This window comes from Enterobacter dykesii (assembly GCF_008364625.2).
GTDB lineage: Bacteria > Pseudomonadota > Gammaproteobacteria > Enterobacterales > Enterobacteriaceae > Enterobacter > Enterobacter dykesii.
In genome coordinates this window covers 3,568,145-3,593,029 of record NZ_CP126604.1, presented here as the reverse complement: position 1 = coordinate 3,593,029, position 24,885 = coordinate 3,568,145, and the positions used below count along the sequence as shown (strand labels likewise).

Sequence of the window (24,885 nt, the reverse complement as noted above, 5' to 3'; positions counted from 1 at the left end):
ACCGCCAGAATAAGGCCTTAAATGAGGCTCTCTTTATCAATCCCGAGACGCTTCATGCGTGACAGCAGGGTGGTGCGTTTTAACCCCAGTCGCTGGGCGGCACCTTTTGGTCCGGCGACCACGCCGTTGGTCTCTTTCAGCACGCGCATAATGAGCTGATATTCATCTTCTCCTTCTTTCGCTGTCTCGGCGGCGGGCGCGGTTACGTCAGGAAGCGTAACCTCAGGCAGAGAGAGTTGCAGCACGTTACCGCGCGTCAGCAGCACCGCGCGTTCGATGACGTTTTCCAGCTCGCGCACGTTGCCGGGCCATTCCATCGATGAAAGGGTGCGCAACGTCTCGGCAGGAATACTGTCGATGTTGCGCCCCATCCGGCGCGCGATCTTCGCGGTAAAGGCTTTGACCAGCAGGGGGATATCTTCCGGGCGCTCGCGCAGCGGCGGCAGGAAAATCGGGAAGACGTTCAGACGATAGTAAAGGTCGCTGCGAAACTCGCGGTCGGCGACCATTTTTTTCAGGTCACGGTTGGTGGCCGCAATCAGCCGCACGTCGGTCTGGATAAGCTTGTTGCTGCCAAGACGTTCAAACTCCTGCTCCTGAAGGACGCGCAGCAGTTTCGGCTGTAGCTCCAGCGGCATATCGCCCACTTCGTCGAGGAACAGCGAGCTTTTGTCCGCCAGCTCAAACCGGCCCAGTCGCTGGCTGCTGGCCCCGGTGAATGCACCACGCTCGTGGCCGAACAGATCGCTTTCCAGCAGCCCCGCAGGCATCGCGGCGCAGTTCATCTTCACCATCCGTCGGCTGTTGCGGTTGCTCAGATTGTGGATTGCGCGGGCTATCAGCTCTTTGCCCGTGCCGGTTTCGCCCAGGATCAGCACCGTGCTGTCGCTTTGCGCCACCATCTCAACCTGCTTAAGCACGCTGTACATGGCGTCGCTGCGCCCGATGATTTCACCAAACTCGCTGTCCACGTTGTTGAGCTGTTCGGTCAGGGCCAGGTTCTCATCCACCAGCCGCTCTTTCAGACGATGAATTTCCTGATAGGCGAGGGCGTTATCGAGCGCGATGGAAATACGCTCGGCAATCTGGCGCAGCAGCTTCAGGTTGGCGGTGGTGAACACGCCTTCCTCGCACTGCGCCAGCTTCAGCACGCCCAGCATGGTGTTGCCGGACATCAGCGGCAGCAGGCACAGGGTCTGAATTTTATTGCCCCAGGTGTTGAACAGCATCCGCTCGTACGGCGCGACCGGGTCCTGCTCGTTCAGGTTGAGCAGGAGGATCTCTTTGCTCTTGAAGACCCGCTCGGAAAGGGTGCCCGCTTCGTCCACCTCGCTCTGCTCGTGCGCCGGGTTGGCTTCATCGAGATAGTGCGTGGAGTAGATGTTCAGCTTGCCCTTGCGATGCCCGCGCAGCGCAATGCTGATGGCGTCGATTTTGAAATAGTGGTGGATCTCTTTCGAGACTTCGCTGACCAGCTCGTCCATGTCCAGGCGGGAGAGCACGGCGTTGGTGATGGCGACCAGAATGCGGAAGTTGTCGCGCTCGCGGCTCAGCAGGTCGTAATCGACGTTATTGGTGACGCGGCTTTGGATCTGCTCCGCGACGACGGCCACAATCTGGGTAAAGGTGTGCAGGCGCTCGTATTCCGCCTCGCTCCAGGGATGGTCGGTCGTGCGGATAAACTCGCAGCCGCCAAAAATCTGGCCCTCTGCCGCCAGCGGCAGCATGCAGTAATGCCCGAAAGGCTGATAGAGATCGCTATCCGCGAGCCGCGGCCACGCCTGGCGGAACTCCACAAAATTGCAGTGCAGCACTTCAGGCCGGGAGAGTATGCGGCGCACCGGGCCATGCGCCAGATACGTTTCGTCTTCGTATTCAAACGTTTTGCCATTATCACGCGTCGAGTAGTAGCTCGCGCGCTGCGTTCCGCTATGCCAGAGCACAATCGCGGCGCTGTCCGCCAGCGCCGATTGCCTGACCAGCCGCGTCAGGGCATCGCTCAGCGCACCGAGGTCGGGCTGCTGTAAAAGTGTGCGCGTGATGTCAAACAGGCCCTGCTGTCCAAGATCGCTCATCGGTGTATACGGCATATTGCTTTCCAATAGAAACTGGCAAAAAAAAGATTCAGTGCTGACCGCTTTTGGCGCGGTTCTAGCAAATACGGGGTAAGGGTTCCGCGTGCGGCAGATCCAGCGTGCGTTTAACGCCATACAGCCCGGCCAGGCGCACCCCTTTGCGCTCAACCACTTCACCAATCATCGCCGCCTCTTTTCCTGACGGATGAGCCCGCAGCTGTTCAAGAACGGCTTCCGCGGCCGCGCGTTCAACGCCAATCACCAGTTTGCCTTCGTTGGCAAAGTTGAGCGGGTCCAGCCCCAGCAGTTCGCAAAGCCCGCGAACGGCAGGCTTAACGGGCAGGCTGCGCTCGGTGAGTTCAATCCCGTACCCGCAGCTTGCTGCAAATTCGTGGACCACGGCGTTCACGCCGCCTCGCGTCGCGTCCCGCAGGGCTTTCACGCCGGGAATACCCCGCAGCGTCTGAATCAGCGGGGTGAGCACCGCGCAGTCGCTGCGCAGTTCCCCGTCCAGCCCCAGACCTTCGCGCAGGTTAAGGATGGTCGCCCCGTGGCAGCCCAGCGTTCCGGTGACGATCAGTACGTCGCCCACGCTAAGCTGTTGCGCCGCCCAGTGAATATCGGCGGGGATCGCCCCCATGCCGGCGGTGTTGATAAACAGCTTGTCGGCCGCGCCGCGCTGCACCACTTTGGTATCGCCGGTGACGATAGCTATCCCCGCCTCGCGCGCGGTCTGCGCCATGCTGTTGACCACTGCCGTGAGCGTCTCCATCGGTAACCCCTCTTCGAGGATAAACCCGCAGGAGAGGTAGCGCGGAATAGCGCCGCTGACCGCCACGTCGTTGGCCGTGCCGCAGACGGCGAGCTTGCCGATATCGCCGCCGGGGAAGAACAGCGGATCGATCACGTAGCTGTCGGTGGAGAACGCCAGCCTGTCGCCCTGCGCGGTGAGGGTGACGAGGTCAATGCGCGCCTGGTCTTCCTGTTCGGCGAGCCAGGGATTGTTGAAGGCTTCCATAAACAGCCGGTTAATCAGCTGCTGCATTGCCTGTCCGCCGCTGCCGTGCGCCATTTCAACCGTATTCATGCTTCACTCTCCTGGTTGCGATACTGATACCACGCGGCACACGCCCCTTCGGAGGAGACCATCAGCGCGCCAAACGCCGTTTGCGGGTTACAGGTATTGCCAAATAACGGGCATTGATGCGGTTTGCATTTACCGGTGAGCACGTCGCCGCAGCGTGCCCGGGGATCGTCGCAAACCTGCTGCGGCTGCGGGCGGAAATGCGCTTCGGCGTCGAACGCGCGATAGGCCAGCGTCAGGCGCACGCCGGATTCGGCAATCAGCCCCAGACCACGCCATTCGCTGTCGCCCTCAACGCTGAACACGTCGGCTATCGCCTGCTGCGCCCGTTCATTTCCCGCATCCGGCACCACGCGGCGGTACTGGTTTTGCACGGTACTCAGGGCCGCTATTTTCTGCTCAACCAGCATGGTGACACCTTGCAGTAGATCAAGTGGTTCGAAACCAGCGATCACTAACGGACGATTGTACTGTTCAGCGATAAAATCGTAGGCGTCTGTGCCAATCACCATGCTGACGTGGCCCGGTGCCAGAAAGGCGTCAATACCGTTGCCAGGCTCTTCCAGCAGGCTGCGCAGTGTGGGAATGAGCGTAATGTGCTGGCAGAAGAAGAAAAAGTTATCGACGCCGCGTGCTTTCGCCTGCTGCAGCGTGATGGCGGTGGCGGGCATGGTGGTTTCAAACCCCAGGCCAAAAAACACCACCTTGCGCGCGGGGGTGTCCTCCGCCAGCGTCAGGGCATCCATCGGCGAATAGACGATCCGGATGTCGGCTCCGCGCGCTTTCGCCTGCAGCAGCGAGCCGTTTTTCCCCGGCACGCGCATCGCGTCGCCAAAGGTGCAGAAAATGACGTCGGGCTGGCTGGCAATTTCGATGCAGCTGTCGATGCGCCCCATCGGCAGCACGCACACCGGGCAGCCGGGGCCGTGGATAAACTCGATGTTCTCCGGCAGCAGCTGATCGAGGCCAAATTTGAAGATGGCGTGCGTGTGTCCGCCGCACACCTCCATGATCCGCAGCGGTCTTTCTTTTGTGTAGTCCAACAGCGCTGCGCGCGTTTTCAGGTGCCCGATAAGCTGCAGCACCTGCTCCGGCGCGCGGTATTCATCAACGTAACGCATGGCTAACGCTCCTCACCGTACAGCAGCGCGCCCACGTCAGGCTCCACGTCGAACATGTTTTGCAGGGCATCCAGCGTGTCGCGGGCTTCCGCTTCGTTAATCACGCTCATGGCAAACCCCACGTGGACCAGCACCCACTGGCCGAGACGCGATGCGCCCGTTTCATCGCTGCTGCCCACCAGCGTCAGGTCGACGTCGCGCAGGATGCCGCAGACCTCCACTTTGGCTTGGTTCCCGTCAATGGAATGGATTTGTCCCGGTACGCCTATGCACATCGTTCGCTCTCCAGCCAGTTCAGCCAGGCATCCATCCCGTCGCCGCGCGTGGCGGAGACAAGCAGGATCTCAATCTCCGGATTCACCTCACGGGCATACGCCAGGCATTTATCCACGTCGAAATTCAGGTACGGCAGCAGGTCGACTTTGTTCAGCAGCATGATGGACGCGGCGGCAAACATATGCGGGTACTTCAGCGGCTTGTCTTCGCCTTCGGTCACCGAAAGCACCGCTATCTTGTGGCGTTCGCCCAGATCGAAGCTCGCCGGGCAGACCAGGTTGCCGACGTTTTCAATAAACAGAATGCCGTTATCCGCCAGCGGCAGACGCGGGGCGGCGTCGGCAATCATCTGCGCATCCAGGTGGCAGCCTTTGCCGGTATTGACCTGAATCGCCGGGGTGCCGGTTTCGCGAATGCGCGCCGCGTCGTTAACGGTTTGCTGGTCGCCTTCAATCACCGCGCAGGAGACGCGCCCGTTCAGGCGTTTGAGCGTTTCCGTTAACAGCGTGGTCTTGCCGGAACCGGGGCTGGAGACCAGGTTCAGCACCAGCTGTTCGCGGGCGGCAAAGCGCGCGCGGTTGCGGTCGGCGATCTGGTTATTTTTGTCCAGTACGTTGATTTCCACCTCCAGCATCTGGCGCTGGCTGATGCCCGGCGCGTGGGTACCCGCTTCGCCGTGGCCGTAGTGGAGATCGCCCGCAGCGGACCGTTGCGGAGAGAAAGTGATACCGGTCAGTGCCGCAGAAGGACGCGGGGCAGGGGAAAAGGGCGCGGAGCGAAACGCGGAATGGGGACGGTGTTCATCCCCTTCTATATACAGGTTGCCTTCGGCGCAACCGCAGGTGCTACACATACTTTACTCCTTCTCGATTTCGAGGCGTTGGATCTGCATGCCGTCGTCCGCCACGATGCGAAGACCGGTGCTCTGACACTGCGGACAGCGCTGAACCTTTGATGACAGCAGGGTGACGTACTGCTGGCACTGCTCGCACCAGCACTCCGCCTGCTGCTCTTCAATATGAAGTTCGCAGCCTTCCGCCAGCGTGCCGCGACACACCAGCTCAAAACAGAAATGCAGGGCGCTGGGCTCGACGCAGGAAAACGCCCCGACCTTCAGCCAGACGCCGGTGACGCGCTTCGCGTGGTTTTGCACTGCCTGCTGTTCGATAAGTTCCAGAGCCCGCTGGCAGAGGGTGATTTCGTGCATGGCGCCTCCTCAATGAATTGCGCCATTGAATGCAATAACGGTGCCAGCTTAATTTTTGTTAAGGCGTGACGATGTCAACGCTGTCGAAATGACACGTCGACACCGCGGCGTTGACAGCGGTTTTATAATTAAATCTATTTAAAATCAGTAAGATAAAAACTGGCATGGAATCTGCTTAACAGCCGCTATCTCCATTAACCGGATACCTTCTATGACTATTTGGGAAATCAGCGAAAAAGCGGATTACATCGCGCAGCGTCATCAGCAGCTGCAGGACCAGTGGCACCTCTACTGCAACTCTCTGGTTCAGGGCATAACCCTCTCGAAAGCGCGTCTTCACCACGCGATGAGCTGCGCGGCGCAGGGCGACATGCGCTTTGTCCTCTTCGGCCATTTCATCATCAACGTTACTTTGGCGGACAACTTCAACAGCCACACCATTGAGTATCACCTCGAGACAAAAGACGGCGAAAAACAGTGCATTGCAAAGGCGCAGCTGATGGCCGACGGCATGGTGGACGGCCACGTCAGCAACCGCGATCGCCAGCAGGTGCTGGAGCACTATCTGGAAAAAATCGCGCCGGTCTATAACGGCCTGTATGCCGCCGTTGAGCACGATCTTCCGGTCAACCTGAAGCAGCTGATGGATGGAAATACCTCAGCGAACGTGGCCTGACCCATGCGTGTCGAGAAGTGTCGACAAGACAGTTTTTCGTCAAAAATGACTATCACCAGAGGATAACCCGGTGAACCGTTTTGTAATTGCCGACTCGACGGTCTGTATTGGCTGTCGAACCTGTGAGGCGGCGTGTTCGGAAACGCATCGCCAGCATGGGCTGCAGTTCATGCCGCGCCTGCACGTCATGCGTAATGAAAAAGAGTCTGCCCCGCAGCTCTGCCATCACTGTGAAGACGCCCCCTGCGCGGGCGTCTGCCCTGTGAATGCCATCACCCGCGTGGATGGCGCTGTCCAGCTGAACGAAAGCCTGTGCGTAAGCTGCAAGCTGTGCGGCATTGCCTGCCCGTTCGGCGCGATTGAATTTTCCGGCAGCCGTCCGCTGCATATTCCGGCGAACGCCAACTCGCCAAAAGCCCCGCCCGCGCCCCCGGCACCTGCACGCGTAAGCACGCTGCTGGATTGGGTGCCCGGCATTCGTGCCGTTGCGGTGAAATGCGACCTGTGCAGCTTCGATGAGCAGGGCCCGGCATGCGTACGCACCTGCCCGACTAAGGCGTTGATTCTGGTTAACATTCGCGACATCGCCCGTACCAGCAAGCGTAAACGCGAGCTGACCATCAACAGTGATTTTGGCGACCTTTCTCTGCTACAGGCGCTTAACGAGGGGGCGAAATGAACGCGGCGATGATGATTACCAGCGCGGTAGCCTGTTTTGCTGCCGCCGCTGTTCTGGCGCTGATCTTCTCATTCCATAAAATGCTCAGCGGCGCGATCGCTGGGATCGGCGGGGCGGCCGCTAGCCTGATGACGCTGGCGGCAGGCGGTGTCGTCCTGCTCGGCGGCCAGTCCGCAGAGACCGTGATGCCGCTGATTCGCCACACGGTTGAGATCACGCCCCTGAACGCCATCTGGCTGGTGACGTTTGGCCTGAGCGGGCTGTTTATCAGCCTGTTCAATATCGACTGGCATCGCCACCCGCACGCTAAAGCCAACGGCCTGCTGGTTAACCTGCTGATGGCGACGGCGGTCTGTACCGTTAGCGCCAGCAACCTCGGGGCGCTGGTGGTGATGGCGGAAATCATGGCGCTCTGCGGCGTGTTCCTGACCGGCTGCAGCGCCTCCGGCAAGCTGTGGTTTGCGCTGGGACGCCTCGGGACGCTGCTGCTGGCGCTGGCCTGCTGGCTGGTATGGCACCGCTTTGGCACGCTGGACTTCGCTGCGCTCAACGGGCATCCGCTGGGGAACGACGTCTGGCTGCTGGGCGTGCTCGGCTTTGGCCTGCTCGCCGGCATCATCCCGCTGCACGGCTGGGTGCCGCAGGCGCACGCCAATGCCTCCGCGCCTGCCGCCGCGCTGTTTTCGGTGGTGGTGATGAAAGTGGGTCTGTTCGGGATTTTGGCGATAACGCTGACCGGCGGACAACCGCCGCTGTGGTGGGGCGTCGTGCTGCTGGTCGCCGGAATGATTACCGCGTTCGTCGGCGGCCTGTACGCGCTGATGGAGCACAATATCCAGCGCCTGCTGGCGTACCACACCCTGGAAAATATCGGCATTATCCTGCTCGGCATTGGCGCGGGCGTGACCGGGCTGGCGCTCAATCATCCGGCGCTGATTGCCGCCGGTTTTATCGGCGGTCTGTATCACCTCGTCAACCACAGCCTGTTTAAAAGCACCCTGTTCCTCGGGGCGGGCAGCGTCTGGTTCCGCACCGGCCATCGGGATATTGAAAAGCTCGGCGGGATTGGCAAAAAGATGCCGGTGATTTCACTGGCGATGCTGGTCGGGCTGATGGCGATGGCCGCGCTGCCGCCGCTGAATGGCTTTGCCGGGGAGTGGGTGATCTATCAGTCCTTCTTCGCGCTCGGCCAGACCGATCTCTTTATCGCGCGTCTGCTCGGCCCGCTGCTGGCGGTCGGTCTGGCGATTACCGGGGCGCTGGCGGTGATGTGCATGGCGAAAGTCTACGGCGTGACCTTCCTCGGCGCGCCGCGCACCCGCGAAGCGGAAAACGCCTGCTGCGCACCGTTGTTGATGGGCATCAGCGTGGTCGCGCTGGCGCTGTGCTGTATCGCGGGCGGCGTCGCCGCGCCGTGGCTGCTGCCGCTGCTGGGCAACGCCATTCCGCTGCCGCTGACCGTGGCGAATACCACCGTCTCTCAGCCCATGATCGCGCTGCTGCTGATTGGCGCACCGCTGCTGCCGCTCGTCCTGATGCTGTTCTTCAAACGCGACCGGCTCGCCTCCCGCTCGCGCGGTGCGGCGTGGGCCTGCGGCTACGAACACGAACAGTCGATGGTCATCACCGCCCACGGTTTCGCCATGCCGGTGAAGGAGAACTTCGCCGCCGTGCTGAAGCTGCGCCACTGGCTGAACCCGGTGGGCTGGGTACCCGGCTGGCAGAGTGCCGCCGCGCCCGTGCTGTTCCGCCGTCTGGCGGTCATCGAGCTGGCGGTGCTGGTGGTCATTGTGATTTCACGAGGAGCCTGACATGAGTCTGTTACTGGCAATTCTTCAGGCGCTGGTGCTGTTCGCCGCTGCGCCGCTGCTGTCGGGCATCACGCGCGTGGCGCGCGCCCGGATGCACAACCGTCGCGGGCCTGGGGTGCTTCAGGAATACCGCGATCTCTTCAAGCTGCTTTCTCGTCAGAGCGTCGCGCCGGATGCCGCAGGCTGGGTCTTCCGCCTGACGCCGTTTGTGATGGTGGGCGTGATGCTGACCATCGCCACCGCGCTGCCGGTGGTGACGGTGGCGTCGCCGCTGCCCGTGCTTGGCGATCTGATCACGCTTATCTACCTCTTTGCCATCGCCCGCTTCTTCTTTGCGATTGCGGGCCTGGACACCGGGAGCCCGTTTACCGGCATCGGTGCCAGCCGCGAGGCAATGCTCGGCGTACTGGTGGAGCCGATCCTGCTGCTGGGGCTGTGGGTCGCCGCGCAGGTCGCGGGCTCTACCCACATCAGCTTTATCACCCACACCGTTTACCACTGGCCGGTGGCGCGCTCGATCCCGCTGGTGCTGGCGCTGTGCGCCTGCGCGTTCGCCACGTTTATTGAGATGGGCAAACTGCCGTTCGACCTCGCGGAAGCCGAGCAGGAGCTGCAGGAAGGGCCGCTTACCGAGTACAGCGGCTACGGCTTCGCGGTGCTGAAGTGGGGCATCAGCCTCAAACAGCTGGTGGTGCTGCAGATGTTTGTCGGCGTCTTCTTCCCGTGGGGGCAGATGACGCACTTCTCCGCAGGCGGTCTGGTGCTGGCCGTCGTGGTTGCCGCCCTCAAGCTGCTGATCGGCGTGCTGGTGATTGCCCTGTTTGAAAACAGCATGGCGCGCCTGCGTTTTGTGGAAACGTCGCGCATCACCTGGGCCGGTTTTGGTTTTGCATTTTTAGCGTTCGTCTCCTTGCTGGTGGCGTGATTAAAGAGAGTATTTATGTCTGAAGAAAAGAAAGGTCAGCAGTATCTCGCCGCGTTGCATCAGGCTTTCCCCGGCGTGGTGCTGGAGGAGTCCTGGCAAACCAAAGACCAGGTAACCGTCACCATTAAGGTGAACTATCTGCCGGAAGTGGTCGAGTTTCTGTACTACCAGCAGGGCGGCTGGCTGTCGGTGCTGTTCGGCAACGACGAGCGCCAGCTGTGCGGCAATTACGCCGTGTACTACGTGATGTCGATGGAGCAGGGCGAGAAGTGCTGGCTCACCGTGCGCGTCGAAGTCGACCCGAATAAGCCGGAATACCCGTCCGTCACGCCGCGCGTGCCCGCCGCCGTCTGGGGCGAGCGCGAAGTGCGCGACATGTACGGCCTGGTGCCGGTCGGCCTGCCGGACGAGCGCCGCCTGGTGCTGCCGGACGACTGGCCGGACGAACTCTATCCGCTGCGCAAAGACAGCATGGACTACCGCCAGCGCCCGGCGCCGACCACCGACAGCGAAACCTACGAGTTTATCAACGAGCTGGGCAGCAAGAAGAACAACGTGGTGCCGATCGGCCCGCTGCACGTCACCTCAGACGAACCGGGCCACTTCCGTCTGTTCGTCGACGGCGAAAACATCATCGACGCCGACTACCGCCTGTTCTACGTCCACCGCGGCATGGAAAAGCTGGCGGAAACCCGCATGGGCTACAACGAGGTGACATTCCTCTCTGACCGCGTGTGCGGTATCTGCGGCTTCGCCCACAGCACCGCCTATACCACCTCGGTGGAGAACGGCATGGGGATCGTGGTGCCGGAGCGCGCGCAGATGATCCGCGCCATTCTGCTGGAGGTGGAGCGTCTGCACTCGCACCTGCTGAACCTCGGCCTGGCCTGCCACTTCGTCGGCTTTGACTCCGGGTTTATGCAGTTCTTCCGCGTGCGTGAAGCGTCAATGAAGATGGCGGAGATCCTCACCGGGGCGCGTAAAACCTACGGCCTGAACCTGATCGGCGGGATCCGCCGCGACCTGCTGAAGGACGACATGATCCAGACCCGCCAGCTGGCGCAGCAGATGCGCCGCGACGTGCAGGAGCTGGTAGACATGCTGCTCAGCACGCCAAACATCGAGCAGCGCACCGTCGGCATCGGCCGTCTTGACCCGGAAATTGCCCGCGACTTCAGCAACGTCGGCCCGATGGTGCGCGCCAGCGGCCACGCCCGCGACACCCGTGCCGATCACCCGTTCGTCGGCTACGGCCTGCTGCCGATGACCGTGCACAGCGAGCAGGGCTGCGACGTCATCTCGCGCCTCAAGGTGCGCATCAACGAGGTGTTCACCGCCCTGAACATGATCGACTACGGCCTCGATAACCTGCCGGGCGGTCCGCTGATGGTGGAGGGCTTCACCTACATTCCGAACCGCTTCGCCCTCGGCTTTGCCGAAGCGCCGCGCGGGGACGACATCCACTGGAGCATGACCGGCGACAACCAGAAGCTCTACCGCTGGCGCTGCCGTGCGGCCACCTACGCCAACTGGCCAACCCTGCGCTATATGCTGCGCGGCAACACGGTTTCCGATGCGCCGCTGATCATCGGCAGCCTCGACCCGTGCTACTCGTGCACCGACCGCATGACCGTGGTCGACGTGCGCAAGAAGAAAAGCCAGGTGGTGCCTTACAAAGAGCTTGAGCGCTACAGCATCGAGCGTAAAAACTCGCCGCTGAAATAAGGACTCGCCATGTTTACCTTTATCAAAAAAGTAATCAAAACCGGCACGCAGACCAGCAGCTATCCGCTGGAGCCGATGCCGGTGGATAAAAACTTTCGCGGCAAGCCGGAGCACAACCCGCAGCAGTGCATCGGCTGCGCGGCCTGCGTGAATGCCTGTCCGTCGAACGCCTTAACGGTGGAAACGGATCTCAAAACCGGCGAGCTGGCCTGGCAGTTTAACCTCGGGCGCTGCATCTTCTGCGGCCGCTGCGAGGAGGTCTGCCCGACGGTCGCCATTCGCCTGTCGCAGGAGTACGAGCTGGCGGTGTGGAAGAAAGAGGATTTTCTGCAGCAGTCGCGCTTTGACCTGTGCAGCTGCCGCGTCTGCAGGCGCCCGTTCGCCGTGCAAAAAGAGATCGACTACGCCATCGCGCTGCTGCAGCACAACGGCGACGCTCGCGCGGAGCACCACCGCGAAAGCTTTGAAACCTGCCCGGAGTGCAAGCGTCAGAAGTGCCTGCTGCCGTCCGACCGCATTGATATCACCCGCCATATGAGAGAGGCCAGCTGATGGAAAACTTACTCGGCCCGCGCGACGCTAACGGCATTCCGGTGCCGATGACGGTGGAGGAGTCGATCGCCAGCATGAAGGCGTCGCTGCTGAAAAAAATCAAACGCTCGGCCTACGTCTACCGCGTGGACTGCGGGGGCTGCAACGGCTGCGAGATTGAGATCTTCGCTACGCTGTCGCCGCTGTTTGACGCCGAGCGCTTCGGCATCAAAGTGGTGCCATCCCCGCGTCATGCGGACATCCTGCTGTTCACCGGGGCCGTCACCCGCGCCATGCGTTCGCCCGCGCTGCGCGCCTGGCAGTCCGCGCCGGACCCGAAAATCTGCATCTCCTACGGCGCCTGCGGCAATAGCGGCGGCATCTTCCACGACCTCTACTGCGTCTGGGGCGGCACCGACAAAATCGTGCCGGTGGACGTCTACATTCCGGGCTGCCCGCCGACGCCTGCCGCGACGCTGTACGGCTTCGCGATGGCGCTTGGCCTGCTGGAGCAGAAAATCCACGCGCGCGAGCCGGGCGAGCTGGACAGCCGGCCGGCGGCCATCCTGCACCCGGACATGGTGCAGCCGCTGCGGGTGAAGATTGACCGCACGGCGCGCAGGCTGGCGGGCTATCGTTACGGGCGTCAGATTGCCGATGATTATCTGCGCCTGCTGAGTCAGGGCGACCATCAGGTGGCGCGCTGGCTGGAGGCCGAGAACGATCCCCGTCTCAGTGAGATCGTGGCGAACCTGAACAGCATCGTGGATGAGGCGCGTATCCGATGAGTGAAACGGTGGTGTTCAGCCAACTGAGCCGTAAGTTTATTGATGAGAACGATGCCACGCCGGATGCGGCGCAGCAGGTGGTCTATTACAGCCTGGCGATTGGGCACCATCTCGGGGTGATTGACTGCCTGGAGGCCGCGCTGAGCTGCCCGTGGCCGGAGTACCTGGCGTGGATCGCCACGCTGGAGGAGGGCAGCACGGCGCGGCGCAAAATGGAGGGCGTGCCGAAGTACGGCGAGATCGTCATCGACGCCAACCACATTGCGATGCTTGCCAACGCCTTTGACGCGGCGCTCGCCAGGCAAACCCCCGAGCAGCAGGCGTGGAGCAAAACGCTGCTTAGCATGCTGCACGATATTCATCAGGAGAGCGCCATCTACCTGATGGTGAGGAGATTACGTGACTGACGTTTTACTGTGTGTCGGCAACAGCATGATGGGCGACGACGGCGCGGGCCCGCTGCTGGCAGGGATGTGCGCCGCGAATCCGCAGGGCAGTTGGGTGGTGATTGACGGCGGAAGCGCGCCGGAAAACGACGTGGTCGCCATCCGCGAGCAGCGCCCGGAGAGGCTGTTAATCGTCGATGCCACCGATATGGGGCTCAACCCCGGTGAGATCCGCCTGATTGACCCGGACGACATCGCCGAGATGTTTATGATGACCACCCACAATATGCCGCTGAACTACCTGGTCGATCAGATTAAAGACGACGTGGGCGAGGTGCTGTTTTTGGGGATTCAGCCGGATATCGTGGGGTTTTATTACCCGATGACGCCGCCGGTGAAGGAGGCGGTGGAAGTGGTGTATTCACGGCTTGCGGAGTGGGTTGGGGACAGCGGTTTTTCTCAGCTCTGAGCGGCGCCAAACCCCTCTCCCTGTGGGAGAGGGCAACAGGCTACTCGAGATCCGCCCCGTTACTCGCAATCACCTTCTTATACCACCAGAACGATTTCTTGCGTTTTCTGTCCAGCGTGCCGTTACCTGCGTCGTCGCGGTCAACGTACACAAACCCGTAGCGCTTGCTCATTTCGCCCGTTGAGGCCGACACCAGGTCGATACAGCCCCAGGTGGTGTAGCCCATCAGCGGCACGCCGTCCTCGATCGCGTCGCCCATCGCGCGGATGTGCTCGCGCAGGTAGCTGATGCGGTAGTCATCGTTGATCTCGCCGTTGACGTCAATCTCGTCTTTCGCCCCGAGGCCGTTTTCCACCAGGAACAGCGGCTTCTGGTAGCGGTCGTACATCATGTTCATGGTGATGCGCAGGCCGAGCGGGTCGATGCCCCAGCCCCATTCGCTCACCTGAATATGCGGGTTACGCAGGGACTTCACAATGTTCGCCGCGCTGGTGTTGCCCGCGTTCATGTCCGCCGACGCGCAGCGCGAGGCGTAATAGCTGAACGAGACAAAGTCGACGGTGTTCTTTAACAGGTCGTCGTCGCCCGGATCTTTCACAATCACCACGCCTTTCTCGCGGAACACGCGGGCGGAGTAGGCCGGGTAGCTGCCGCGCGCCTGCACGTCGATAAAGAACAGGTTCTCGCGGTCTTTCTCCAGCGCCATCCACACGTCTTCCGGCTTGCAGGAGTACGGGTAGAAATTTCCGCCCGCCAGCATGCAGCCGACCTGGTTTTCCGGGTTCACCTCGTGGGCGATTTTGGTCGCCAGCGCGCTTGCCACCAGCTCGTGGTGCGCGGCCTGGTATTTCACCTGGTCTTCGTTTTCACCTTCCTCAAACACCAGCCCCGCGCCGGAGAATGGGCTGTGCAGCATGATGTTGATTTCGTTGAAGGTCAGCCAGTATTTCACCAGCCCGTTAAACTCCTCGAAGCAGGTGCGGGCGTAACGTGCGAAGAAATCGACCATCTTACGGTTGCGCCAGGAGCCGTATTCCGTCACCAGGTGCATAGGCACGTCGAAGTGGCAGAGCGTCACCAGCGGCTCGATGTTGTACTTTTTGCACTCCTCGAATACCGCGCGATAGAAGGCAATGCCCTCCTTGTTCGGCAGCGGTTCGTCGCCGTTCGGGTAGAGGCGGCTCCAGGCAATTGAGGTGCGGAACACCGTAAAGCCCATCTCCGCCATCAGGGCGATGTCTTCTTTATAGCGATGGTAAAAATCAATCGCTTCGTGGCTTGGGTAGAACTCGTCGTCACGCAGCGAAAAACGCTTTTCCTTACCGATCTTCACCGCCAGGCGATTCGCGCCGTGGGGGATCATATCGACCGTCGTCAGTCCTTTGCCGCCTTCACGGTAAGCACCTTCACTCTGGTTGGCGGCAAGCGCGCCGCCCCATAAAAATCCTTGTGGAAAAACAGACATTCTTACCTCGCTTTCAATTTATGCTTTTGCTGCGTTGTTCTGTACCGGTGAGGTCTGCAGGGTGCGCGCTTTTTCAGCTTCGTCTTCGACCGGGATATCCTCAAACCCTAAAAGCAGGGTCAGAACAAACGACAGCACGACTGCCAGCCCCATCACGCCGAACACCCAGACGATGGTCATCGGGTTCGCCGGGTCGAAGAACTGCACGCTGGTGAACAGCCCCGGTGCCGCCATCGAGTGACTGGCAAGACCGGCCATGCCGGCGACCGCGCCGCAGATAAAGCCGCTGATCAGGCTCGCAATCAGCGGACGTTTCAGACGCACCGCCACGCCGTACAGGGCCGGTTCAGAGATCCCCGCCATAATGGCGGAGGCTGCCGCCGCCAGCGCCGTCTGGCGCAGCTCCGGGTTTTTAGTTTTCCACGCCACCGCCAGCGACGAGCCGCCGAGCGACAGGTTGGCGCCGATTTCCGACGGCATTACCATCCCTTCCTTGCCCGTTTCGGCAATGGTCTGAATGATGGTTGGCGTAAACACGCGATGCATCCCGGTCATCACCAGCAGCGGCCAGAGCGCGCCCATGATGGCGACGGAGAGCCAGCCCAGGTAGCCATGAATGGTGTAGACCAGCGCGGAGATGGCGCTACCGATCCAGATCCCCAGCGGGCCAATCAGCACGATGGCGAGCGGGGCGGCAATCAGCACGATCAGCATCGGCTTGAGGAAGTTTTTCGTCACCGCCGGGGTAATGCGATCCACCCAGCGTTCGATGTATGACAGGCACCAGGTCATCACCAGCGCCGGGATGACGGTGTAGGTGTATTTCACCGCCGTCACCGGAATGAAGGCGAACTCAACGTGCTCGCCCTGCGCGGCTTTCGCCATCAGCTCGATAAAGCTCGGGTGCACCAGTACGCCGGCAATGGCGATGGCCAGCGACATGTTGGTTTTGAATTTCACCGCCGCCGAGGCCGCCACCATCAGCGGCAGGAAAAAGAAGGCGCCGTCGCCGATGACGGTCAGAATAGTGAGCGTCGGCGCGCCTTTTGGCAGCACGCCGGTCATCTCAAGGATCATCGCCAGCAGCTTGACCATCGAGCCGCCGATGATCGCCGGGATCAGCGGGGACATGGTGCCGATCAGCGCGTCGAGGATCCCGGCGCCAATTCGGCGTAAGGTCATCTTCTGCGGACCTTCCGGCACTGCGGGCTGCAGGTCAGCGGGCAGCAGGCTCACCACTTCGCGGTACGCCTGTGAAACCGTGTTGCCAATAATCACCTGGCACTGGTTGTCGTTGCGCACCACGCCGAGCACGCCGCTGATGCTTTTCAGGCGCGCAGCGTCGGTCAGGCTTTCGTCTTTCAGTACGAATCGCAGACGCGTCATGCAGTGGGTGACGGCGACGATGTTCTCTTTGCCGCCCAGCGCGCTGATAACGTCGTTCGCCAGCGCAGCGTAGTTTTTGGCCATCGGATGTGATCCTGTTATTGTTGTGAGACATGTAGGAAACCGGTTCCACATAATCATCATGAGTTTCTATGAATGAAACAAGATCGCTTTTTGACCATTTTTTCGTTTCGTGATGCAGATCTCAATGGGGTATCGAAAGCGTGATTTCACCGCTGCGACAATTTTTTTGCAGTGCAGTACACTGCGCTTCATCAGATTCAGATGGAATAACAACATGACCACGATGCTTGAAGTGGCGAAGCGGGCAGGCGTTTCGAAAGCCACGGTGTCCCGGGTGCTGTCGGGAAATGGCTACGTCAGCCAGGAGACCAAAGACCGGGTTTTTCAGGCCATTGAAGAGAGCGGCTATCGCCCGAATTTGCTGGCGCGAAACCTGGCAACCAAACGTACCCAGACGCTGGGACTGGTGGTGACGAACACCCTCTATCACGGCGTCTACTTTAGCGAACTGCTGTTTCACGCCGCGCGCATGACGGAAGAAAAGGGGCGGCAGCTGATCCTCGCGGACGGCAAGCACAGCGCGGATGAAGAGCGCGAGGCGATCCAGTACCTGCTCGATATGCGCTGCGACGCGGTGATTATCTATCCGCGTTTTCTGAGCGTGGAAGAGATGGATGAGATCGTCGAGAAGTGCGAGCAGCCCATTATGGTGCTCAACCGCCGCCTGCGGAAAAACAGCAGCCACAGCGTCTGGTCAGATCATAAAGCCTCCAGCCAGGAGGCGGTGTCGCAGCTGATTGCGAAAGGGCACCGGGAGATCGCGTTTATCACCGGCTCGCTGGATTCTCCCACCGGGGTTGAGCGTCTCTCCGGCTACAAGGACGCGCTGGCGCAGCACGGTATTCCGCTGCGCGAGGGCCTTATTGCGCGCGGGAAGTGGAACCCCGCCAGCGGCGCGGCGGCGGTTTCCGAACTGCTTGCGCGCGGTGAACGGTTTACGGCGCTGGTGGCGAGTAATGACGACATGGCGATCGGCGCCATGAAGCAGCTGCACGACAGCGGCGTGGCCGCACCGGACGCGGTGTCGGTGATCGGTTTTGACGACGTGGCCATCGCGCCCTACATCGTGCCGTCGCTTTCCAGCGTCCGCATCCCGGTAACGGAGATGATCAAAGAGACCATCAGCCGCCTGATCTTCATGCTCGACGGCGGTGAGTTTAAGTATCAGCAAACCTTCTCCGGCGAGCTTGTCCTGCGCGACTCCGTTATTGACGGCCCGCACCGCTGATGTCGACAGCTGTCATCGTCATAAGTGACGATGACAGCGCCTCCGTATTTTTTAAATTCATATGAAATCAATGGGTTAATTATTGGCACGGTTTATGAATATCTCCGCGCATAACTGTAATGCTGGAGAAGCAGATGAACCGTTTTATTATGGCCGATGCCAGTAAGTGTATTGGTTGCCGTACCTGTGAAGTGGCGTGCGTGGTTTCCCATCAGGCGGAGCAGGACTGCGCGTCGCTTACCCCTGACACCTTCCTGCCGCGTATCCACGTCATCAAAGGCGTGAATATTTCCACCGCCGCCATCTGTCGCCAGTGCGAAGATGCACCGTGTGCGAACGTCTGCCCTAACGGGGCGATTCAACGCGAGAAAGGCTTTGTGCACGTCATGCAGGAGCGCTGCATTGGCTGCAAAACCTGCGTGGTCGCCTGCCCGTACGGCGCGATGGAGGTGGTTGTCCGTCCGGTGGTGCGCAACAGCGGCATGGGGCTGAGCGTGCGCGCGGACAAAGCCGAAGCCAACAAATGCGACCTGTGCTACCACCGCGACGCCGGTCCGGCCTGCATGGAAGCCTGCCCGACGCACGCGCTGGTCTGCGTGGATCGCGACAAGCTTGAGCAGATGAGCGCCGAAAAGCGCCGTCGTGCGGCATTCGACACGTCGTCATCGCTGCTGTTCTGAACCGTATGTGCAGCAACGGCGTACAGCTGCGCGTGCGCGGTAAAGTGCAGGGCGTAGGGTTTCGTCCCTTCGTCTGGCAGCTGGCGCAGGCGCTTCAGTTGACCGGTGACGTCTGCAATGATGGAGAGGGCGTGCTGGTGCGCCTCGCGGGTAATGGGGGGGCCTTTACCGCGAGGCTGCATCAGGACTGCCCGCCGCTGGCACGCATTGACCACGTGGAAACGCAGCCGTTTACCTGGGCGCAGGTGCCGGAGGACTTTACCATCCGCCACAGCGCGGGCGGGACAATGGACACGCAGATCGTCCCCGACGCCGCGACCTGTCCGGCGTGCCTGGCTGAAATGCGCGACCCCGGCGAGCGCCGCTATCGCTATCCGTTCATCAACTGCACGCACTGTGGGCCGCGGTTTACCATTATCCGCGCGATGCCCTATGACCGTCCGGCCACGTCAATGGCCGCATTTCCCCTCTGCGTGCCGTGCGAAGCGGAATACCGCAATCCCGCCGATCGACGTTTTCACGCCCAGCCGGTAGCCTGCCCGGACTGCGGGCCCGCGCTGGAATGGCGTGCGGGCAACATCACATCTGCCCGTGAGGCTGCGCTGAGCGCGGCGGTGGCGATGCTGAAAAGCGGCGGCATAGTCGCGGTCAAAGGGCTGGGCGGTTTTCATCTCGTCTGCGATGCGCGTAATCCGCAGGCGGTCGCGACGCTCCGGGCCCGCAAGCAGCGACCGTCTAAGCCGCTGGCGGTGATGATCCCGAATGCGGACGGCGTGCCGGAGGCGATCCAGACGCTGTTACGCTCCTCCGCAGCGCCGATTGTGCTGACCCCAAAAGCCTCGCTTCCCGGGTTTCCCGAAGGGATTGCACCGGGACTCGATTGTATTGGCATCATGCTTCCCGCTAACCCGCTGCAACATTTGCTGATGATGGACTGCCGGCGACCGCTGGTGATGACTTCCGGCAACCTCAGCGGCAGGCCGCCTGCCATGACCAACCAGCAGGCGCTGAATGAGCTCGGCGACGTCGCGGACGGCTTCCTGCTGCACAACCGCGATATCCTGCAGCGGATGGACGATTCGGTAATGGATCGCGACGGCACGATGCTTCGCCGCGCGCGCGGTTTTGTGCCCGATGCCGTCACGTTGCCTGCGGGTTTTGAGAATATCCCCGCCATGCTATGCACCGGCGCGGAGATGAAAAACACCTTCTGCCTGGTGCGTGGCAGCCAGGCGGTGCTGAGCCAGCATTTTGGCGATCTCGGTGACGAGGGCGTCGAAGCGCAGTGGCGAGGCGCGCTCTCGCTGATGCAGAAAATTTACGCCTTCCAGCCGAGGCGCGTGGTGTGCGACGCCCATCCGGGCTATCGCACACAACGGTGGGCGCAGGCGCAGGGGCTGCCGGTCGAAACCGTACTGCACCATCACGCCCATGCGGCGGCGTGCCTGGCGGAGAACGGCTGGCCGCTGGACGGCGGAGACGCGATTGCCCTGACGCTGGACGGGATCGGCATGGGCGAGAACGGCGCGCTGTGGGGCGGGGAGTGCCTGCGGGTGAGCTATCTCGCGTGCGAGCGTCTGGGCGGGCTGCCTGCCGTTGCGCTGCCGGGGGGCGATCTGGCGGCGCGGCAGCCGTGGCGCAATCTGCTCGCCCACTGCCTGGCGTTTGTCCCTGACTGGCAGCAGTACCCGGAAACGCGCGCGGTTCAGCGTGAAAACTGGCCGCTGCTGGCAACGGCGATCCGGCGCGGCATCAACGCGCCGCAGGCCTCGTCCTGTGGTCGCCTGTTTGATGCGGTCGCCTGCGCGCTGGGTATTGAAACTCAATCCTGGGAAGGTGAAGCGGCCTGCCGGCTGGAAGCGCTGGCTTCGCAGTGTGCGGGCGTCGACCATCCGGTGACGCTGAACGTGGATAACCTCGCGCAGTTCTGGCAGCAGTGGCTTGCCTGGCAGGCTGAGCCCTGCGAGCGCGCGTGGGCGTTTCACGACGCGCTGGCAAAAGGGCTGGCGGAACTCGCCGCGCGCCATGCCCGACGACTGTCGCTGTCGACAATCTGTCTCAGCGGAGGCGTGCTGCACAATCGTCTGCTGCGCGCGCGCCTGCGTCATTATCTTTCTGACTTTACGCTTCTTTTTCCTTCGCGCCTGCCCGCAGGTGACGGAGCGATCTCCTTCGGGCAGGCGGTGGTTGCCGCTGCCCGGTCATGTTCACAAAGGACTTAAAATGTTACGACTCTTACGCAATGAACCTCGCGCCGCGCTTCTGCTGCTGGCTCTGGTAATGGCAAACCTGCTGGCCTGGGGATGGGCATGGCACGCTTTTAGCGGCAGCACGGCGCTGATGGCCGCCAGCCTGCTGGCGTGGTGCTACGGGCTACGTCACGCGGTGGACGCTGACCACATTGCGGCCATTGATACCGTGACGCGTAAGATGATGCAGCAGGGCAAACGTCCGTCCGGCGTGGGGGCGTGGTTCTCGCTGGGGCACTCCACCATCGTAGTGCTGGCCTCCATTGCTATCGCCGCTACCGCGACGGCGTTCCAGAAAAACATGGAATGGTTCCACGAAACCGGCAGCCTGATCGGCACCGCCGTGTCCGCCACCTTCCTGCTGGCGATGGCGCTGGTGAACATGGTGATCCTGCGCGGCGTCTGGCGCAGTTTTCAGGCGCTGAAGCAGGGCAGGCCCGTGCAGGGTGACATCACGCTCCCTGCCCAGGGCGGCGTCATGAACTGGCTGTTTGGAAAAACCTTCCGCCTGGTGAATAAAAGCTGGCAAATGTACCTGGTCGGTTTCCTGTTTGGCCTCGGCTTTGACACGGCTACCGAGATTGGCGTGCTGGGGATCTCTGCCGCCAGCGCGTCAAGCGGAATGTCGGTGTGGTCAATCATGGTCTTCCCGGCGCTCTTCGCCAGCGGCATGGCGCTGGTGGATACCCTCGATAACCTGTTGATGGTCGGCGCCTACGGCTGGGCGTTCAACAAGCCGCAGCGCAAGCTTTACTACAACATAACCATCACCGGCACCTCCGTGGTGGTGGCGCTGTTTATCGGCGGGCTGGAAGCGCTGGGTCTGCTGATGGACAAATTTGCCCTCAGCGGCGGCGTGTGGGATCTGATTGGCACGGTAAACGACAATCTGGGCAACGCCGGGTTTGTGGTGGTTGGGCTGTTTGTCGCCTGCTGGCTGATCTCCATGGTCAACTACCGCTGGCGCGGCTACGACGCGCTGGTGGTACGTTCCTGAACCGGCTCCTGCACGGCGCAACCTCCGCGACTTCCTCGATGGCTGGCGCATAGCGGCATACCGATAAAAAGATGCTGAAAATGGAGAACTTTTGCGGAATAAAATATATTCCGCATTCTTCGCTTGTGTGATATAGCGATAAATATAATTGAGTTATTTATAAAAATTCGCCATGATTTGCCTCCTGCTGATGATATCTATTCAGACTGAGTTGGCTGCCAATAATAAAACTGGATGATGTTTTTAAGCTGTTTCATAGTAAAGCATTTACGAAAATAATAAATAAGGGATTGATGGCGATGATATATCTGCTTTGCATTTATTTGATGAATAGAATGCGTAAGAAAAAGCCCCGGAATATCGGGGCGGTGAATAATAAAATTCAAAGGTTAACTCTGCGTAGACTTGTTGTTGGCCGGGTAAACGAAGCGCCGCCCGGCAAAGCGAGGGTTAAGCAGGTAACTGTTTCAGCAGAGCGAAAGCCTCCTTCATCCGGTCTTCACTAACCACAAAAGCGCGAAGCTGACCCTCGTTATCCGCGCCGCGCGCGACCATTCCCTGCGGTTCGAGGGTAATTTGCCAGTTCAGATCCTGACGTTGCGTTTCACCGGCAAGATGCAGCGGTAATTCCGGCGTTTTGACTTTAATCAGCATGGCGGGTAATTTCAGTGGCGCGTTTTCGCCGAGCAGGTTTTTCGCCAGATACATCGCGCTTAATTGAATTGGCTGTAAAAAGGGCAGTGCCTGACCGTTAATTTCAGCGCAGTCGCCTAACGCGTAAATATCAGGTTGCGTGGTTTGCAGGTAGCTATTTACCTTCACGCCACGCTGTATTTCGGCGCCTGCGCGATGCGCCAGCGCGGTTTCCGGGCGCAGGCCCGTTGCGGCAACCACGACATCCACTTCAACGCTACGGCTGCGGTCGAGCGTGGCAAGAATGCCGCCTTCGGTTTTACTCAGGCTTTGCAGCTGCGATTTCAACAGCAGATGCACCCCCATGTCGGTCAGGCGATGCTGTAAGCGACTGCTTACTTCTGCGGGCATCAGCGACGACAGAATGCTTGCCGCGTGGTCGACCAGAGTCACGGATTTACCCGCCCGGCAGAAATCCATCGCCAGCTCGGTGCCTATCAGCCCGCCGCCGACAATCATCACGCGCTGTGCGTCGCGAAGCGCCGTTTCGCTGGCCTGATACTCCTGCTGGCTGTTGAGGGTGATCGTCAGCTCGCGGCCCTCAACCGGCGGCACAAACGCAGAGGCACCCGTGGCCAGCACCAGCCTGTCGTACTGCCAGGTTTTCTCTTTAGCTTTTACCACGCGAGCCTCTGCGTCGATGTCGGTGACCCAGGTGTAGGGAAAAAGACGCAGGTTAAACTGTTCGGCGAACTCCCCCGCCGTCTGGCGGGTGAGGTCTTCGGCACGCTGATTCTGACTAATCACGTGGCTTAAGTCAGGCTTGTTGTACTCGTCCATGCTGTCGGCGGCAATCACCGTCAGCGGCACGCTGGCATCCTGCTTGCGGATGTTTTTCACCAGCTGGCGGGCGGCAAAGCCCGAGCCGATGATGACGATTCCGTTGCTCATTTTGCCTCCGTACCCAGTTCGTCAAAAACGTCTTTTCCGAGGGAGCATTCCGGGCAGAGGAAATTGTCCGGCACGTCACTCCACGGCGTGCCCGGCGCGACATCCTGCAGCGGCTCGCCCAGCGCCGGGTCGTAGATCCACTGGCAGACGCTGCACTGCATGCGCGGTCCGGGATCGGCGGCTTCCGCGGCAGGGCAGGCGTCCTGCTTTCCGCTTGGTTTTGCCGCCGCTTCCGGCAACGGAGCGAGCGCCCACTGACGGGCAATGTCGCGGCCGTGCTGGCGGCAGATCTCCAGGGCGTCGATATCCGGACGCCATTTCGCCTTCAGGCTGAGGGACATCTCAAAACCGGCATCCTGCAGACGCGTAGACAGACGGTCTACCGCGCCGCCGCTCCAGCCATGGGAGCCAAAGGCGCTGGCGCGCTTGTTGCGAAAACGCAGGCCGGTCATCTCTTCTACCAGACCGGCAATTTTCGGCATCATCACGTTGTTCATGGTGGAGGTGCCCACCAGCACGCCCTTAGAACGGAAGACGTTGGTCAATACCTCGTTCTTATCGCTGCGCGCCACGTTGAAGATTTTCACCGCCACGTTGGGGTCCACTTCGTTGATGCCCTGAGCAATGGCGTCCGCCATCATGCGGGTGTTGTTGGACATGGTGTCGTAGAAAATAGTGATGCGGTCTTCCTGATAGTCCGCCGCCCATTTCAGGTAGAGCTCCACAATCTGGGTTGGATTTTCACGCCATACCACGCCGTGGGAGGTGGCAATCATGTCCACCGGCAGGTTGAAGCCGAGGATCTCGGTGATTTTTGGCGTCACCAGGCGGCTGAACGGCGTCAGGATGTTGGCGTAGTAGCGCTGGCACTGCTCGAACAGCTCGGTCTGGTCCACTTCGTCGTTGAACAGGCGTTCGTCGCAGTAGTGCTGGCCGAAGGCGTCGTTGCTGAACAGCACCGCGTCGCCGGTCATGTAGGTCATCATGCTGTCCGGCCAGTGCAGCATCGGGGTTTCCACGAAGATCAGCTGCTTGCCGTTGCCGATATCCAGCGCGTCTCCGGTTTTCACGGTGTGGAAATTCCACTCCGGATGGTGGTGGTGGCCGTTGATTGAGTCGATGGCGTTGGTGGTGCAGTAGATCGGCGTGTTCGGAATGTAGGACATCAGCTCGGTCAGCGCGCCGGCGTGATCTTCTTCAGCGTGGTTGATGATGATGTAGTCGATGGCGTCCAGGTCGATTTCGCTGCGCAGGTTCTGCACGAACTCGCGGCTGAACTTGTGATCGACCGTATCGATCAGCACGTTTTTTTCTTCGCGGATGAGATAGCTGTTGTAGCTGCTGCCGCGCAGCGTTTTGTATTCCGTCCCGTGGAAATCGCGCACTTCCCAGTCACGTTGACCCACCCAATGAATGTTATTTTTAACCAGAATAGACATAGCAACCTCTACGTAATACA

The 24,885-nt window shown here is 60.8% G+C and carries 23 protein-coding genes; 13 read left to right on the top strand and 10 right to left on the bottom strand.

Features of this window, described 5'->3' with window-relative positions:
* Positions 1 to 17 precede the first annotated feature (17 nt).
* The 6 genes from flhA to hypA all read right to left on the bottom strand — a co-directional run bounded on the left by flhA (position 18) and on the right by hypA (position 5,763).
* Entirely contained in the window at positions 18 to 2,090 is a 2,073-nt protein-coding gene (gene flhA, locus F0320_RS17065) for a formate hydrogenlyase transcriptional activator FlhA (RefSeq protein ID WP_126329599.1), read from the bottom strand.
* Positions 2,091 to 2,151: 61 nt separating this feature from the next.
* Positions 2,152 to 3,162 carry a hydrogenase expression/formation protein HypE gene (gene hypE, locus F0320_RS17060; RefSeq protein ID WP_126329597.1) on the bottom strand — a complete coding sequence of 337 codons (1,011 nt, stop codon included), beginning with the start codon at positions 3,160 to 3,162 and terminating at the stop codon, positions 2,152 to 2,154.
* Positions 3,159 to 4,280, bottom strand: coding sequence for a hydrogenase formation protein HypD (hypD, locus tag F0320_RS17055; protein ID WP_126329595.1), 1,122 nt, complete (start codon positions 4,278 to 4,280; stop codon positions 3,159 to 3,161). The genes hypE and hypD overlap by 4 nt, the downstream gene beginning before the upstream one ends.
* A 2-nt stretch (positions 4,281 to 4,282) precedes the next feature.
* Positions 4,283 to 4,555: a HypC/HybG/HupF family hydrogenase formation chaperone gene (locus F0320_RS17050; protein ID WP_023308975.1), complete on the bottom strand. Its 273-nt coding sequence runs from the start codon at positions 4,553 to 4,555 to the stop codon at positions 4,283 to 4,285.
* The gene (gene hypB, locus F0320_RS17045) at positions 4,546 to 5,409 is read right to left on the bottom strand and encodes a hydrogenase nickel incorporation protein HypB (protein ID WP_126329593.1); all 864 of its coding nucleotides are present in this window, start codon (positions 5,407 to 5,409) and stop codon (positions 4,546 to 4,548) included. The genes F0320_RS17050 and hypB overlap by 10 nt, the downstream gene beginning before the upstream one ends.
* A gap of 3 nt (positions 5,410 to 5,412) precedes the next feature.
* A complete protein-coding gene (gene hypA, locus F0320_RS17040) occupies positions 5,413 to 5,763 on the bottom strand; it encodes a hydrogenase maturation nickel metallochaperone HypA (RefSeq protein WP_047059961.1) in 351 nt (116 codons plus the stop codon).
* A gap of 211 nt (positions 5,764 to 5,974) precedes the next feature.
* Between hypA and hycA the strand changes: the two genes are divergently transcribed.
* The 9 genes from hycA (at position 5,975) to hycI (ending at position 13,753) form a co-directional block, all read left to right on the top strand.
* A complete protein-coding gene (hycA, locus tag F0320_RS17035) occupies positions 5,975 to 6,439 on the top strand; it encodes a formate hydrogenlyase regulator HycA (protein ID WP_045404197.1) in 465 nt (154 codons plus the stop codon).
* Positions 6,440 to 6,509: 70 nt separating this feature from the next.
* Positions 6,510 to 7,118 carry a 4Fe-4S dicluster domain-containing protein gene (locus F0320_RS17030; RefSeq protein ID WP_126329591.1) on the top strand — a complete coding sequence of 203 codons (609 nt, stop codon included), beginning with the start codon at positions 6,510 to 6,512 and terminating at the stop codon, positions 7,116 to 7,118.
* Positions 7,115 to 8,929, top strand: coding sequence for a formate hydrogenlyase subunit 3 (gene hycC / locus F0320_RS17025; RefSeq protein ID WP_126329589.1), 1,815 nt, complete (start codon positions 7,115 to 7,117; stop codon positions 8,927 to 8,929). Before F0320_RS17030 ends, hycC begins: the two co-directional genes overlap by 4 nt.
* A gap of 1 nt (position 8,930) precedes the next feature.
* On the top strand, positions 8,931 to 9,854 hold the full coding sequence (locus tag F0320_RS17020) for a respiratory chain complex I subunit 1 family protein (protein ID WP_039263381.1): 924 nt from the start codon (positions 8,931 to 8,933) through the stop codon (positions 9,852 to 9,854).
* A 15-nt stretch (positions 9,855 to 9,869) separates the two neighbouring features.
* Positions 9,870 to 11,579: a formate hydrogenlyase subunit HycE gene (hycE, locus tag F0320_RS17015; RefSeq protein ID WP_022649163.1), complete on the top strand. Its 1,710-nt coding sequence runs from the start codon at positions 9,870 to 9,872 to the stop codon at positions 11,577 to 11,579.
* Between the two features lie 9 nt (positions 11,580 to 11,588).
* A complete protein-coding gene (locus F0320_RS17010; protein WP_023308967.1) occupies positions 11,589 to 12,131 on the top strand; it encodes a formate hydrogenlyase complex iron-sulfur subunit in 543 nt (180 codons plus the stop codon).
* Positions 12,131 to 12,898 carry an NADH-quinone oxidoreductase subunit B family protein gene (locus tag F0320_RS17005; protein WP_126329587.1) on the top strand — a complete coding sequence of 256 codons (768 nt, stop codon included), beginning with the start codon at positions 12,131 to 12,133 and terminating at the stop codon, positions 12,896 to 12,898. Before F0320_RS17010 ends, F0320_RS17005 begins: the two co-directional genes overlap by 1 nt.
* Positions 12,895 to 13,305 carry a formate hydrogenlyase maturation HycH family protein gene (locus F0320_RS17000; protein ID WP_039263385.1) on the top strand — a complete coding sequence of 137 codons (411 nt, stop codon included), beginning with the start codon at positions 12,895 to 12,897 and terminating at the stop codon, positions 13,303 to 13,305. The genes F0320_RS17005 and F0320_RS17000 overlap by 4 nt, the downstream gene beginning before the upstream one ends.
* On the top strand, positions 13,298 to 13,753 hold the full coding sequence (gene hycI, locus F0320_RS16995) for a hydrogenase maturation peptidase HycI (RefSeq protein WP_149323919.1): 456 nt from the start codon (positions 13,298 to 13,300) through the stop codon (positions 13,751 to 13,753). Before F0320_RS17000 ends, hycI begins: the two co-directional genes overlap by 8 nt.
* 40 nt (positions 13,754 to 13,793) lie before the next feature.
* On the opposite strand, the gene F0320_RS16990 is transcribed toward hycI, so the two are convergent.
* Both F0320_RS16990 and ascF read right to left on the bottom strand, forming a co-directional pair.
* Complete coding sequence (locus F0320_RS16990; RefSeq protein WP_126329583.1) at positions 13,794 to 15,218, bottom strand: 6-phospho-beta-glucosidase; 1,425 nt, start codon at positions 15,216 to 15,218, stop codon at positions 13,794 to 13,796.
* Between the two features lie 18 nt (positions 15,219 to 15,236).
* Positions 15,237 to 16,688, bottom strand: a complete 1,452-nt coding sequence (ascF, locus tag F0320_RS16985; RefSeq protein ID WP_126329581.1) for a PTS cellobiose/arbutin/salicin transporter subunit IIBC — start codon at positions 16,686 to 16,688, stop codon at positions 15,237 to 15,239.
* A 214-nt stretch (positions 16,689 to 16,902) separates the two neighbouring features.
* Between ascF and F0320_RS16980 the strand changes: the two genes are divergently transcribed.
* From F0320_RS16980 to F0320_RS16965, 4 genes are all read left to right on the top strand, one after another.
* Positions 16,903 to 17,916, top strand: a complete 1,014-nt coding sequence (locus tag F0320_RS16980; RefSeq protein ID WP_126329579.1) for a LacI family DNA-binding transcriptional regulator — start codon at positions 16,903 to 16,905, stop codon at positions 17,914 to 17,916.
* A gap of 134 nt (positions 17,917 to 18,050) precedes the next feature.
* Complete coding sequence (gene hydN, locus F0320_RS16975; protein ID WP_126329577.1) at positions 18,051 to 18,596, top strand: electron transport protein HydN; 546 nt, start codon at positions 18,051 to 18,053, stop codon at positions 18,594 to 18,596.
* A 5-nt stretch (positions 18,597 to 18,601) separates the two neighbouring features.
* The gene (gene hypF, locus F0320_RS16970; protein WP_126329575.1) at positions 18,602 to 20,818 is read left to right on the top strand and encodes a carbamoyltransferase HypF; all 2,217 of its coding nucleotides are present in this window, start codon (positions 18,602 to 18,604) and stop codon (positions 20,816 to 20,818) included.
* Position 20,819: 1 nt separating this feature from the next.
* On the top strand, positions 20,820 to 21,842 hold the full coding sequence (locus tag F0320_RS16965) for a HoxN/HupN/NixA family nickel/cobalt transporter (RefSeq protein WP_047650296.1): 1,023 nt from the start codon (positions 20,820 to 20,822) through the stop codon (positions 21,840 to 21,842).
* A gap of 450 nt (positions 21,843 to 22,292) precedes the next feature.
* On the opposite strand, the gene norW is transcribed toward F0320_RS16965, so the two are convergent.
* Together norW and norV are read right to left on the bottom strand one after the other, a co-directional pair.
* Positions 22,293 to 23,426, bottom strand: a complete 1,134-nt coding sequence (norW, locus tag F0320_RS16960) for an NADH:flavorubredoxin reductase NorW (protein ID WP_126329573.1) — start codon at positions 23,424 to 23,426, stop codon at positions 22,293 to 22,295.
* The gene (gene norV / locus F0320_RS16955; RefSeq protein ID WP_126329571.1) at positions 23,423 to 24,865 is read right to left on the bottom strand and encodes an anaerobic nitric oxide reductase flavorubredoxin; all 1,443 of its coding nucleotides are present in this window, start codon (positions 24,863 to 24,865) and stop codon (positions 23,423 to 23,425) included. The genes norW and norV overlap by 4 nt, the downstream gene beginning before the upstream one ends.
* Between the last annotated feature and the right edge of the window lie 20 nt (positions 24,866 to 24,885).